The 12877-nt window shown below is 68.8% G+C and carries 13 protein-coding genes; 7 read left to right on the forward strand and 6 right to left on the reverse strand.

The genetic code is table 11. The features are described from left to right. Positions 1-131: 131 nt before the first annotated feature. The gene (gene murJ, locus QN245_RS15320) at positions 132-1724 is read right to left on the reverse strand and encodes a murein biosynthesis integral membrane protein MurJ (RefSeq protein ID WP_317845379.1); all 1593 of its coding nucleotides are present in this window, start codon (positions 1722-1724) and stop codon (positions 132-134) included. 116 nt (positions 1725-1840) lie between these two features. Here murJ and rpsT point away from each other — a divergent pair, with 116 nt between their 5' ends. Beyond that, positions 1841-2113, forward strand: coding sequence for a 30S ribosomal protein S20 (gene rpsT / locus QN245_RS15325; RefSeq protein ID WP_010341167.1), 273 nt, complete (start codon positions 1841-1843; stop codon positions 2111-2113). 121 nt (positions 2114-2234) lie between these two features. Here rpsT and cgtA read toward each other — a convergent pair whose 3' ends face one another. The 3 genes from cgtA to rplU all read right to left on the reverse strand — a co-directional run bounded on the left by cgtA (position 2235) and on the right by rplU (position 4107). Beyond that, on the reverse strand, positions 2235-3290 hold the full coding sequence (gene cgtA, locus QN245_RS15330) for an Obg family GTPase CgtA (RefSeq protein WP_152180459.1): 1056 nt from the start codon (positions 3288-3290) through the stop codon (positions 2235-2237). A gap of 223 nt (positions 3291-3513) precedes the next feature. Next, entirely contained in the window at positions 3514-3774 is a 261-nt protein-coding gene (gene rpmA / locus QN245_RS15335) for a 50S ribosomal protein L27 (RefSeq protein ID WP_010341169.1), read from the reverse strand. A gap of 12 nt (positions 3775-3786) precedes the next feature. After that, positions 3787-4107: a 50S ribosomal protein L21 gene (gene rplU, locus QN245_RS15340; RefSeq protein WP_010341170.1), complete on the reverse strand. Its 321-nt coding sequence runs from the start codon at positions 4105-4107 to the stop codon at positions 3787-3789. Between the two features lie 296 nt (positions 4108-4403). Here rplU and uvrA point away from each other — a divergent pair, with 296 nt between their 5' ends. Together uvrA and QN245_RS15350 are read left to right on the forward strand one after the other, a co-directional pair. Beyond that, complete coding sequence (gene uvrA, locus QN245_RS15345) at positions 4404-7400, forward strand: excinuclease ABC subunit UvrA (protein WP_317843588.1); 2997 nt, start codon at positions 4404-4406, stop codon at positions 7398-7400. Next, the gene (locus tag QN245_RS15350; RefSeq protein ID WP_160947640.1) at positions 7400-7807 is read left to right on the forward strand and encodes an acyl-CoA thioesterase; all 408 of its coding nucleotides are present in this window, start codon (positions 7400-7402) and stop codon (positions 7805-7807) included. Before uvrA ends, QN245_RS15350 begins: the two co-directional genes overlap by 1 nt. Before the next feature lie 278 nt (positions 7808-8085). Here QN245_RS15350 and QN245_RS15355 read toward each other — a convergent pair whose 3' ends face one another. Then, positions 8086-8532, reverse strand: coding sequence for a copper chaperone PCu(A)C (locus tag QN245_RS15355; RefSeq protein ID WP_167087352.1), 447 nt, complete (start codon positions 8530-8532; stop codon positions 8086-8088). Positions 8533-8566: 34 nt separating this feature from the next. On the opposite strand from QN245_RS15355, the gene QN245_RS15360 reads away from it, so the two are divergent. The 3 genes from QN245_RS15360 to QN245_RS15370 all read left to right on the forward strand — a co-directional run bounded on the left by QN245_RS15360 (position 8567) and on the right by QN245_RS15370 (position 10859). Further along, a complete protein-coding gene (locus QN245_RS15360; RefSeq protein ID WP_167087350.1) occupies positions 8567-9346 on the forward strand; it encodes an enoyl-CoA hydratase/isomerase family protein in 780 nt (259 codons plus the stop codon). Between the two features lie 72 nt (positions 9347-9418). Further along, positions 9419-10327 (forward strand): acyl-CoA thioesterase II, encoded by a 909-nt coding sequence (tesB, locus tag QN245_RS15365; protein WP_167087348.1) that lies wholly within the window; start codon positions 9419-9421, stop codon positions 10325-10327. Positions 10328-10337: 10 nt separating this feature from the next. After that, positions 10338-10859, forward strand: coding sequence for a putative signal transducing protein (locus tag QN245_RS15370; protein ID WP_184448155.1), 522 nt, complete (start codon positions 10338-10340; stop codon positions 10857-10859). A 383-nt stretch (positions 10860-11242) separates the two neighbouring features. Here the strand turns inward: QN245_RS15370 and QN245_RS15375 are convergent, their stop codons facing one another. Beyond that, entirely contained in the window at positions 11243-11845 is a 603-nt protein-coding gene (locus QN245_RS15375; RefSeq protein WP_317843589.1) for an EF-hand domain-containing protein, read from the reverse strand. A gap of 199 nt (positions 11846-12044) precedes the next feature. Between QN245_RS15375 and QN245_RS15380 the strand changes: the two genes are divergently transcribed. Further along, entirely contained in the window at positions 12045-12806 is a 762-nt protein-coding gene (locus QN245_RS15380; RefSeq protein WP_184448156.1) for an arginyltransferase, read from the forward strand. Positions 12807-12877 lie beyond the last annotated feature (71 nt).

Here is a 12877-nt window from a genome sequence, read left to right on the forward strand (position 1 = left end):
TGACCGGGCGCGGCCTCCCGTCGTAGGAGCGGCTTCAGCCGCGACCGGGAATTTCACCGGTATGCCACCCCCGGTCGCGGCTGAAGCCGCTCCTGCGAATCCCCAATCCCGAATCCCCACTCCCAGCCCCACTACTGCTCCCGCAAATCCCGCGGCCGGAACCCCAGCGCCAACAAGGCAACCAGATACACCGCGCCACCGCCGCCCACCAGCAGCAGCAGGCTGCCGATGCGGTGCCACTTGTCCATGGTGGTGAACGCCGGCAGCCAGTGCAGGCCGAACACCAGCACCGCGACCATCGCTGCGCAGGCCACGCCCAGCCGCAGCAGATAGCCGCTCCAGCCCGGCTTGGGCTGGTAGACCTGGTCGCGACGCAGCCAGCGCCACAGCAGCGACAGGTTGAGGTAGCTGGCAACCGCACTGGCCAGGCCCAGTGCCAGGTGCAGGCCCGGCACTGCCTCCAGCGCTGCGCGCACGCCCTGCGCGCGCAGCTCCGCCGGCACCCACAGCTGGTACAGGATCGCCAGGAAAAACAGGTTCAGCACCATGTTGGCGACCAGCGCGGCGACGCCGGCGCGCACCGGCGTGCGCGTGTCCTGGCGCGAATAGAACGCCGGCAGCAGCACCTTGAGCAGGGCGAAGGCCGGCAGGCCGAAGCTCAGGCCGAACACCGACATCGCCGCCATGCGCGTGTCGAAGGCGGTGAACTTGCCGTACTGGAACAGGGTCGCCACCAGCGGCTGGCTCAGCAGCATCAGCCCCAGCATCGCCGGCACCGCGATCAGCAAGGTGGTGCGCAAGCCCCAGTCCAGCGCGCTGGAGAACCCGGCGCGGTCGGTCTTGACGTGATGCCGCGACAGCGCCGGCAGGATCACCGTGCCCAGGGCCACGCCGAACACGCCGAGCGGCAGCTCCAGGAAGCGGTCGGCCTGCGACAGCCAGCTCTGCGAGCCGGCGTACAGGAACGAGGCGATCACCGTGTCCAGCAGCAGGTTGATCTGCGCGATCGAGGAGCCGAACAGGGTCGGCACCATCAAGGTCAGCACCCGGCGCACGTCCGGGTGCTGCCAGCCCCAGCGCGGCAGGGTCAGCAGGTCGATGCCGCGCAGGGCCGGCAACTGGAACAGCAACTGCAGCACGCCGGCCACCAGCACCGCCCAGCCCATCGCCAGGATCGGCACCTGCAGCCGCGGCGCCAGCCATAGCGCGCCGGCGATCATGCACAGATTGAGGATCACCGGGGTCAGCGCCGGCAGGCCGAAGCGATGGAAGCTGTTGAGCGCACCGCCGGCCAGCGCGGTCAGCGACACGAACAGCAGGAACGGAAAGGTCAGCCGCAGCAGGTCGACGATCAGCCCGAACTTGGCCGGGTCGTCGCTGGCGCCGGGATTGAACAGCATCGCCACCTGCGGGGTGAAGATCAGCCCCAGCGCGGTGACCAGCAGCAACACGCCGCCCAGGGTGCCGGACACCCGCGACATCAGCGCGCGCAGGTCGGCGTGCGGGCGAGTTTCCTTCACTTCGGTGAACACCGGCACGAAGGCCGTGGCGAACGAGCCTTCGGCGAACAGCCGGCGCAGGAAGTTGGGAATGCGGAACGCCACCCAGAACGCGTCGGTGGTGGCGTTGGCGCCGAAGGAAATGGTGATGGCCTGGTCGCGCACCAGCCCCAGCACGCGCGAGACCATGGTCATGCTGCTGAAGGAGAGCAGCCCGCGAAACATGCGCGGCGTGCTCATGCGGCGGCCCTCTTGACAATTGACTTGACGCGAATATTCGGACGCTTCATACTCTCCCGCTTGTTTTTATCCACCACACAGCTTTCCAGGAAACCACCACCGTGGCCAATATCAAGTCCGCCAAGAAGCGCGCCAAGCAGACCGTCGTGCGCAACGCGCGCAACACGGCTCAGCGTTCGATGCTGCGCACCGCCGTCAAGAAGGTCATCAAGGCCCTGGACGCCAACGACGCAGCCGGCGCCGAAGCCGCTTTCGCCATCGCCCAACCGATCCTCGACCGTTTCAGCTCGCGTGGCCTGATCCACAAGAACAAGGCTGCCCGCCACAAGAGCCGCCTGAGCGCCCGCATCAAGGCGATCAAGACCGCCGCCTGATCGGCTGCAGTCGACGCCGGAAGCGCCCGCGCTTCCGGCAGCACCACGAAAAAGCCCGGCCTTGGCCGGGTTTTTCGTGTGAGCGCCACCCCGCTCTGTGCGCCGCCGCACGGTGCGGCGCTCAGGAGGCATTGGCGGCCGCCTCCAGCGCCTCCTCGCGCTGGCGGTCGAAGAACGCCATCACGTCCTTCATGATCGGCCAGGTGCCTTCGCGACCCAACGCCGACACCAGGTACCAGGGCTGGGTCCAGCCCAGTTCGGCAACGACCTGTTCAGCCAGCGCACGCGCCTCGTCCTCGAACATCAGGTCGGCCTTGTTCAGCACCAGCCAGCGCGGCTTGGCCAGCAGTTCCGGATCGTGCTTCTGCAGCTCGCGCTCGATCGCCCGCACCTGCTCGGTCGGCGACACGCCGTCCACGCCGCCCTCCATGGGCGCCAGATCCACCAGGTGCAGCAGCAGGCGGGTGCGCTGCAGGTGGCGCAGGAACTGCGCGCCGAGGCCGGCGCCATCGGCGGCACCCTCGATCAGCCCGGGAATGTCGGCGATCACGAAGCTGCGGTAGGCCTCGACGCTGACCACGCCCAGGTTCGGGTACAGCGTGGTGAACGGATAGTCGGCGACCTTCGGCGTGGCCGCGGAGACCGCACGGATGAAGGTGCTCTTGCCGGCATTGGGGAAGCCCAGCAGACCGACGTCGGCCAGCAGCTTCAGCTCCAGCTTGAGCGTACGCTCCTCGCCCTCCTCGCCCGGCGTGGCCTTGCGCGGCGCGCGGGTCACCGAGCTCTTGAAGTGCATGTTGCCCAGGCCGCCCTTGCCGCCCTGCGCGACCAGCAAGCGGTCGCCGTGCGCGACCAGGTCGCCGATGACCTCGTCGGTCTCGACGTTGATCACCACGGTACCGACCGGCACGGTGATGGTCAGGTCTTCGCCAGCCTTGCCGTACATCTGCCGGCCCATGCCGTTCTCGCCGCGCTGCGCACGGAACGCGCGCTGGTGGCGGAAGTCGACCAGGGTGTTGAGGTTCTCGTCGGCGACCAGCCACACACTGCCGCCGTTGCCGCCATCGCCGCCGTCAGGCCCACCCAGCGGGATGAACTTCTCGCGGCGAAAGCCGATGCAGCCATTGCCGCCATTGCCGGCCGTGACCTGGATTTCCGCTTCGTCTACCAACTTCATGGGATTCGGGATTCGCGATTCGGGATTGGAAAAACCACCGGACGCCGCAGTTTAGCGGCCCCGGCAAAGGAACGGAGCAAGGGATCGAAGGAGCCAATGGAATCCGCCGTTGCGAATCCCCAATCCCCAATCCCGACATCCCCGCCACCAACGAAAAACCCCGCCGAAGCGGGGCTTTCGTCAGCAAGCCTGCGCCATGGCGCAGGCCCTGGACACCGGCGACTTACGCCTCGGTGACCACGCTCACGGTGCGGCGCTTCTTGGCGCCCTTCACCGAGAACTCGACCTTGCCGTCGACCAGCGCGAACAGGGTGTGGTCGCGACCCAGGCCGACGCCGGCGCCCGGGTGGAACTGGGTGCCGCGCTGACGCACGATGATGTTGCCGGCTTCGATGGCCTGGCCGCCGAACATCTTCACGCCCAGGTACTTCGGGTTGGAGTCGCGGCCGTTGCGCGAGGAACCTACGCCTTTTTTGTGTGCCATGACTGCTGCTCCTTACTTCTTGTCGCCACCGGCGATGCCGGTGATCTCGATTTCGGTGTAGTGCTGCCGATGACCCTGACGCTTCATGTGGTGCTTGCGGCGGCGGAACTTGATGATGCGCACCTTGTCGGCGCGGCCGTGGGCCACGACCTTGGCGGTGACGGCGGCGCCCTTCAGCGCGTCGCCGATCTTGATGCCGTCGCTGTCGCCCAGCATCAGGATGTTGTCGAACGTGATCTCGTTGCCGGCTTCGACTTCGAGCTTTTCCACGCGGAGCGTTTCGCCCTGCGCGACGCGGTATTGCTTACCGCCGGTGACCAGTACTGCGTACATGACCAGACTTCCTCTGTAGTTATTGTGGTCGTTCCCGTCGTGCCGTTTCGGGCAGACAGGAGCGGAATTGTAATCCGCCGCGCGCGACAGGGTCAAGCCCACCCAGGCCCGGACTGTCAAGCCCCGCGGGCCGGCACGGCTGCCTGAACCAGCCAGCCGCCGGCGCCCGGCAGTGCTGGGATCTGCGGCAATTGCCCCCACCTGACAAGCTGGGTACGCTGATCGATTGCCGTCCCCTTTCCGCCCCCACACTGGCCAGTGGCACCGCCGCGGCCGGCACACTCCGGAATCTCTTCATGGCGATGGATTACATCCGCATCCGCGGCGCGCGGACGCACAACCTCAAGAATCTCGACCTCGACCTGCCGCGCGACAAGCTGATCGTGATCACCGGCCTGTCCGGGTCCGGCAAGTCCTCGTTGGCGTTCGACACCATCTACGCCGAAGGCCAGCGCCGCTACGTGGAGTCGCTGTCGGCGTACGCCCGGCAGTTCCTCAGCGTGATGGAGAAGCCCGACATCGATCACATCGAGGGCCTGTCGCCGGCGATCGCAATCGAGCAGAAGTCGACCTCGCACAACCCGCGCTCCACCGTCGGCACCATCACCGAGATCTACGACTACCTGCGCCTGCTGTACGCACGCGTCGGCCAGCCGCGCTGCCCCGACCATGGCTATCCGCTGGAAGCACAGACGGTCAGCCAGATGGTCGACCATGTGCTGACCCTGGACCCGGAACAGCGCTACATGCTGCTGGCGCCGGTGATCCGCGAGCGCAAGGGCGAGCATGCGCAGGTGTTCGAGCAGTTGCGCGCGCAGGGCTTCGTGCGCGTGCGCGTGGACGGCGAGCTGTACGAGATCGACGCGGTGCCGGCGCTGGCGCTGCGCCAGAAGCACACCATCGAGGCGGTGATCGACCGCTTCCGTCCGCGCGAGGACATCAAGCAGCGTCTGGCCGAGAGCTTCGAGACCGCGCTGAAGCTGGCCGACGGCATGGTCTCGGTGCAGTCGCTGGACGACACCGCGGCTGCGCCGCACCTATTCTCCTCCAAGTACAGCTGCCCGGTCTGCGACTACTCGCTGCCGGAGCTGGAACCGCGCCTGTTCTCGTTCAACGCGCCGATGGGCGCCTGCCCGAGCTGCGATGGCCTGGGCGTGGCCGAGTTCTTCGATCCCGATCGGGTGGTGGTGCATCCGGAGCTGTCGCTGTCGGCCGGCGCGGTGCGCGGCTGGGACCGGCGCAACGCGTACTACTTCCAGCTGATCGCCTCGCTGGCCAAGCACTACAAGTTCGACGTCGACGCGCCCTGGCAGTCGCTGCCGGCGAGCGTGCGCCAGGCCGTGCTGTACGGCGGCGGCGATGAGACCATCACCTTCACCTACTTCACCGACGCCGGCGGCCGCACCCAGCGCAAGCATCGCTTCGAAGGCATCATCCCCAACCTGGAACGCCGCTACCGCGAGACCGAATCGCCGGCGGTGCGCGAGGAACTGGCCAAGTACATCAGCGAGCGACCGTGCCCGGACTGCAAGGGCGCGCGCCTGAACAAGGCCGCGCGCAACGTGTTCGTCGCCGACCGTCCGCTGCCGGACCTGGTGGTGCTGCCGATCGACGACGCGCTGACCTTCTTCCGCCAGCTCGACCTGCCCGGCTGGCGCGGCGAGATCGCCAGCAAGATCGTCAAGGAAATCGCCGAGCGGCTCGGCTTCCTGGTCGACGTCGGCCTGGATTACCTCACCCTCGAACGCAAGGCCGACACCCTGTCCGGCGGCGAGGCGCAGCGCATCCGCCTGGCCAGCCAGATCGGCGCCGGCCTGGTCGGCGTGATGTACGTGCTCGACGAACCGTCGATCGGCCTGCACCAGCGCGACAACGAACGCCTGCTCGGCACCCTCACCCGCCTGCGCGACCTCGGCAACACGGTGATCGTGGTCGAGCACGACGAGGACGCGATCCGCCTGGCCGACTACGTGCTGGACATCGGCCCCGGCGCCGGCGTGCACGGCGGCGAGGTGGTCGGCCACGGCAGCGTGCAGGACCTGCTCAAGGCGCCACGCTCGCTGACCGGGCAATACCTGTCGGGCAAGCGCCGCATCGAGATCCCGGCCAAGCGCCACAAGGCCAATCCGAAGATGACCCTGCACCTGCGCGGGGCCACCGGCAACAACCTCAAGAACGTCGACCTGGATATCCCGGCCGGCCTGCTGACCTGCATCACCGGCGTGTCCGGCTCGGGCAAGTCGACGCTGATCAACGACACCCTGTTCACCCTGGCGGCGAACGAGATCAACGGCGCCTCGCACAGCGTGGCGCCGTACCGCGAGATCGAGCACCTGGACCTGTTCGACAAGGTCGTGGACATCGACCAGTCGCCGATCGGGCGCACCCCGCGCTCCAACCCGGCGACCTACACCGGCCTGTTCACGCCGCTGCGCGAACTGTTCGCGCAGGTGCCGGAAGCGCGCTCGCGCGGCTACTCGCCGGGCCGCTTCAGCTTCAACGTGCGCGGCGGCCGCTGCGAGGCCTGCCAGGGCGACGGCCTGATCAAGGTGGAGATGCACTTCCTGCCGGACGTGTACGTACCCTGCGACGTCTGCCACGGCAAGCGCTACAACCGAGAGACGCTGGAGATCCTGTACAAGGGCTTCAACATCAACGACGTGCTGGAAATGACCGTCGAGGATGCGCTGAAGCTGTTCGAGCCGGTGCCGTCGATCGCGCGCAAGCTGGAGACCCTGGTCGACGTGGGCCTGAGCTACATCAAGCTCGGACAGAGCGCGACCACCCTGTCCGGCGGCGAGGCGCAGCGCGTGAAGCTGTCCAAGGAACTGTCGCGGCGCGACACCGGCCGCACCCTGTACATCCTCGACGAGCCGACCACCGGCCTGCACTTCCACGACATCGAGGCGCTGCTGGGCGTGCTGCACAAGCTGCGCGACGAAGGCAACACCGTAGTGGTGATCGAACACAACCTGGACGTGATCAAGACCGCGGACTGGATCGTCGACCTCGGCCCGGAAGGCGGCCACCGCGGCGGCACCATCCTGGTCACCGGCACGCCGGAAGACGTCGCGGCCTGCCCGCAGTCGTACACCGGCCAGTTCCTGGCGCGGATGCTGCCGTCCACCAGCGCGCGCCCGGAGCAGCCGGCGGCGATGGCCAACAAGCCCGATGCGCGCCCGCCGCGCAAGGTCAAGCCGGAAAAGCCGGCGAAGAAGGCCGTGGCCGCCAAGAGCGACAAGGCCAGCAAGAGCACCACCAGTACCGGTACCAAGAAGAAGAAGGACGTTTGATGAGCAGCGAACACAAGATCCTGGCGCGCATTCCGATCAGCGTGCGCTGGCGCGACATGGACAGCATGGGCCACGTCAACAACGCCAAGTACATCTCCTACCTGGAAGAAGCGCGCGTGCGCTGGATGCTGGGCGTGGAAGGCGTGTCCATGAGCGACCGCATCGCCCCGGTGGTGGCGGCGACCAACGTCAACTACCGCGCGCCGATCGTGTGGCCCAACGACATCCTGGTCGAGTTGTTCGTCGAACGCCTGGGCACCAGCAGCGTGACCATCGGCCACCGGATCGTCGACCAGCAGGACGAGAGCCGGCTGTACTCCGACGGCAACGTGGTAGTGGTGTGGATGGACACCCAGACCGGCAAGAGCGCACCACTCCCGGACGCCGTACGCAAGGCGACGAGCTGACGCCTGCGCTTGCGCCGGGCACGGCCCGGCGCAAGGCAAACCATCGCAATACCGGCGGCGTTCGCGTTTGAATTCGCCGGCGCAGCGCGCGACCGCCCGGCGGCACGTACCTAGTCAAGCACCTGCGCGCGATGCACGCACGCATTACAGGCAACTCCAATCGCCCGCTTTTTACAGCGCTCCAGCTCTTGTAGGAGCGGCTTCAGCCGCGACACGCGTTGCAGTGAATGCCTGTCGCGGCTGAAGCCGCTCCTACGAAGTACCAAGGAAACTCGTTCTTACATCGCCTGCTTGCGCACCGTCAGCGTCGCATCGGCCTTGCCGCCATCTTCCAGTTGCAACTGCAGCGGCACGGCCTGGCCTTCGCTCAGCGCGCCCTTGCCCTGCATCAGCATCAGGTGCATGCCGCCGGGCTTGAGTTCGACGCGCGCGCCGGGCGCCAGCGGCACCCGCTCGACCGCGCGCATCCGGCTGACGCCGGCGACGACCGTGGTCTCGTGCAGCGACACATCGCCGAAGCTCGAACTGCTGGCGCCGGTGACCGTGACCGGCTTGCCGCAGCCGTTGTGGAGCACGCCGTAGCCGGCGGTCATCGGCATCGCCGGATTCGGCGGCAACCGCACCCAGCCCTGCTCCAGGGTGAGGCAGGCCGGTTCCGCGGCCGACGCCGAGGCGGCGGCCACGCACAGCACGAACAATACGCCAGCGAATGGTTTGGTTATCATCGCCGAGGTTCCTTCTTCGAAAGCAGACCGCAGCATGACGACGCTCATCGACGTGATCAACCACGGCCCCATCCGCGAACTGCGCCTGGCGCGGCCGCCGGTCAATGCGCTGGACACCGAGCTGTGCCGGCACCTGATCCAGGCGATCGAGCAGGCCGGTGCCGACGGCGCGCACGGCATCGTGCTGTCGGGCAACGAACGCCTGTTCTCCGCCGGCATGGACGTGCCGCACCTGCTCAGCCACGGCGACGACCGCGCCAAGCTGCTCGGCAGCTGGCAGCAGTTCTTCGGCGCAGCGCGTGCCTTGGCCGCCAGCCCGATCCCGGTGGTGGCGGCGCTGACCGGCCACGCCCCGGCCGGCGGCTGCGTGCTGGCGCTGTGCTGCGACTACCGGGTGATGGCGCGCAGCCCCGATGCGGCGCATCCGCTGCAGATCGGCCTGAACGAGACTCAGGTCGGCCTGGTCGCCCCCGAAGGCATCCAGCGCCTGCTGCGGCGGGTGGTCGGCGCGCATCGCGCCGAGCGCCTGATTGTGGGCGGCGACCTGGTCAGTGCCGAGCGCGCGCTGGAGATCGGCCTGGTCGACGAACTGGTCGACGCCGACCTGGTGGTGGCACGTGCGCTGGCCTGGCTGCTGGAATTGCTGAAGCGGCCGCGCCAGCCGATGCTGCAGACCCGCGCCATCGCCCGCGCCGACCTGCGCGTGGCGTTGGCCGACGAGCACATCGGGCTGGAGCGACTGATCGACGACTGGCAGGCGCCGGACACCCAGGCCGCGCTGCGCGCGCTGGCGGCGCGGCTGGGCAAGGGCTGAGCGGCGCCGGCGCGCGGGCGGGCGCGGACGGCCCGCTATAATCGGCGCACGTCCGTCGCCAGGCACCGCCTCTTGTCCGCCAAGCCCGCCCCCGTCGTCTCCGAACTGATCGAGCTGCTGTCGCTGGAGCGGCTGGAGGACAACCTGTTCCGTGGCCAGAGCCGCGACATCGGCACCAAGTACGTGTTCGGCGGCCAGGTGCTGGGCCAGGCGCTGTCGGCGGCGCAGGCCACGGTGGAGAACGCGCGCCGCGTGCATTCGCTGCACGCCTACTTCCTGCGCGCCGGCGACATCGAGCACCCCATCGTCTACGACGTGGACCGCACCCGCGACGGCGGCAGCTTCTCGGTGCGCCGGGTCACCGCGATCCAGCACGGCAAGGTGATCTTCTTCTGCGCGGCCTCGTTCCAGGAACAGGAGGACGGCGCCACGCACCAGTTGAAGATGCCGGAAGTGCCGCAGCCGGAAGACATCGAACCGACCCCGGCGGCACGCCCGGAAGTGCTGGCGACGCTGCCGACCAAGGTGCAGCGCTGGCTCTCGCGCGGCGGCCCGTTCGAGTTCCGCCACGTGTATCCGCGCGACGAACTGAATCCGCCCAAGCGTCCGCCGTTCCAGCAGATGTGGCTGCGCCTGAGCGAGCCGGTCGGCGATGCGCCGGAGCTGCACCAGGCGCTGCTCGCCTACGCCTCCGACTTCCACCTGCTCGGCACCGCCACGTTCCCGCACGGCATCAGCTACTACACGCCGAACGTGCAGATGGCCTCGCTCGACCACGCGCTGTGGTTCCACCGCCCGTTCCGCGCCGACGACTGGCTGCTGTATTCGCTGGACAGCCCCAGCGCGCAGGGTGCGCGCGGCCTGGCGCGCGGGCAGTTCTTCACCCGCGACGGCATCCTGGTGGCCAGCACCGCGCAGGAAGGCCTGATCCGCGTGGTCCCCGACGCCGACGCCGCGGCGCAAGTGCCGGCAAAGCGCTGAGGACACGAACATGCGTCAGATCTTCAGCAGCCAACGCGTGGAAACCGCAGAAGGCGTCGCCGCCCTGCTGCGCGATGCCGGCATCGACGTGCGCCTGAGCAACGGCCGCTCCTACCGGACTCGCCGCAGCGGCCAGTTCAGCTATCTGGATCCGGTGGCGGCGCAGGCCCAGCCCACGGTATGGGTGGTGCATGCCGACGACCAGCCGCGCGCACGCGAACTGCTGCGCGACGCCGGCCTGCTCGACAGTACCCGCCGCGACCCGGAACAGGGCCGTGCGCCCTATCTGAGCGAGTTCCGCTCGCAGGTGGACGCGGATACCGGCAAGCGCTGGGCCTGGCGTATCCGCATCGCCCTGCTGCTGGCGATCGGTGCAGTGGCCCTGATCACGGTGCTGCGCCATCGCGACAACCGCGCGCCGACCGCCGCGCCGGCGCAGGCCCCCGCGACGCAGCCGGCCACGCCCCCGGCACAGGACATCGGCAGCGACGAAGTACGCGTGCGCGTGCAGCCGGCGCCGCGCGGCAACTGAGCCTGGCGGAGCGAGCGGCCGCGCATGCGGTGGACATCGTCCGCAGCGATGACGTCCTGCCGACCATCGTCCTTGCGCGACGGTGCGGCACCAGGCGCGGCGACGGCAATCCGATCGGCACCGTGCCCATCGGTACCGCGATCGCAGCCTGCACGCGGTGCTCGCCGTAGCGGATGCCGGACATCGCAACCGGCCGCGACCATATCGACGAACGCCGCACGACCACGCACGTCCCGCGCTGTACCTGCCGCCGCACCGCCCAGCACACCACAGCAGGTTTCGTCCTCATAGAAAACAAAAACGCCCCTGCGCGAAAGGCGCAGGGGCGCTGTCGATCGGCGCCTTGGTGCAATGACGCCGCGGCCACGGCCGCGGCGGATGACTCAGTTGCTGTCCGGCGTCGGCATCGGCGCCGGCGCGTCGCCACCGCGCTGCCCACCCGGGCGATGCGCCCAGCGCTTGGCCTGCGCCGCGTCGAACTCGGCGCGGCTGAGCATGCCGTCCTTGTTGGTATCGGCCGCGGTGAACCAGGCATCGCGATGCTGCTTGGCGCGCAGCTCGAAGTCGGCCCGGTCGATGTAGCCGTCCTTGTTCACGTCCATCTTGTCGAAACGCGCGGCGAGCTTCGGATCGGCTTGCGCCTCGGCGCGGCTGATGCGGCCGTCCTTGTTGGTGTCCAGCTTGGCCATCATCGCGCCGGGCACGCCGCGTCCACCCGGGCCGCCATGGCGGCCGTGCCGCGGCCACTCGTCGCGGCTGAGCTTGCCGTCGTGGTTCTTGTCCATCGCGTCGAAATGTTCGGCCAGGCGCGGATCGGCGGCGGCCTCGCTGCGGTCGATGACGCCGTCGCCGTTCTTGTCGAGCGCGGCGATGCCGCCGGCATCGGCGGGCGCAGCAGGATCGGCCGGCGGCGGCGGAACGGCGTAGGCGGCACCGGACAGGACGGCCAGCACGGCCAGGGCGAGCAGCGGGTTGCGAGACTTCATGGGTCACTCCCTGAGGATGATGAGGCACCTGCCGGGGCGGCAGGCGTCCGGCGCCGCAAGCGGCCCGCAGCACGGGCCGGCACCGCGGTGCCTTCCCTGCTGACAACGCCCCGTCGCCGCCGCGGTTGACCCGCCGCCGGGCGTATTCATGGACGGGACAGTCGCGGCCCCTGCGATGGCGAAGCGCTATGCTCGACGCATGGCCATCCATTCCGACGCCAGCGACGACCTGCGGCTGTTCCAGACCGGCCAGCACGCGTGCGGTTACTGGCCCGAGCGGCAGGCCCGCGACCTGGTGCTGGATCCGCACGATCCGCGTCTGGGCGCGCTGTATCCGCTGGCGTTGAGCTGGGGCTTCCGCCGCTCCGGCGATCTGGTCTATCGCCCACACTGCGATCACTGCCGCGCTTGCGTGGCGGTGCGCATCCCGATCCAGGACTTCGTGCCCGATCGCAGCCAGCGCCGCTGCCTGGCGCGCAATGCCGATGTCGAGGTGCGCATCGTCGCCGCCGAGCGCAGCGAGGAACAGCTGGCGCTGTATCAACGCTACCTGCGCCATCGCCATCCCGGCGGCGGCATGGACGATCACGGCGCGCACGAGTTCGACCAGTTCCTGATCGGCCACTGGTCGCATGGGCGCTTCCTGGAGCTGCGGCAGAAGATGCCCGATGGACGGCGCGGGCCGCTGCTGGCGGTGGCGGTCACCGACATCGCCGCGCAGGCGCTGTCGGCGGTCTACACCTTCTACGACCCGGACGCCGGCGCGCGCGGCCTGGGCACGCTGGCGATCCTGCAGCAGATCGCCTGGGCGCGACGCGAAGGCCTGGGCCATCTGTACCTGGGCTACTGGATCCGCGGCCACCAGAAGATGGACTACAAGCGCCGCTTCCGGCCGCTGCAGGCTTACGACGGTCGCCACTGGCGCGACTTCGACGACTACCTGCGCCAGCTCGGCGGCTGACCGGAGCGACTGGCATCGCGTTGCCGAACCGTGCCGCCGCGCGTCGTCGCGCCATCGTGCGGACATGCAGC

Origin of the sequence: Xanthomonas rydalmerensis, assembly GCF_033170385.1 — a bacterium.
Classification (GTDB): Bacteria; Pseudomonadota; Gammaproteobacteria; order Xanthomonadales; family Xanthomonadaceae; genus Xanthomonas_A; species Xanthomonas_A rydalmerensis.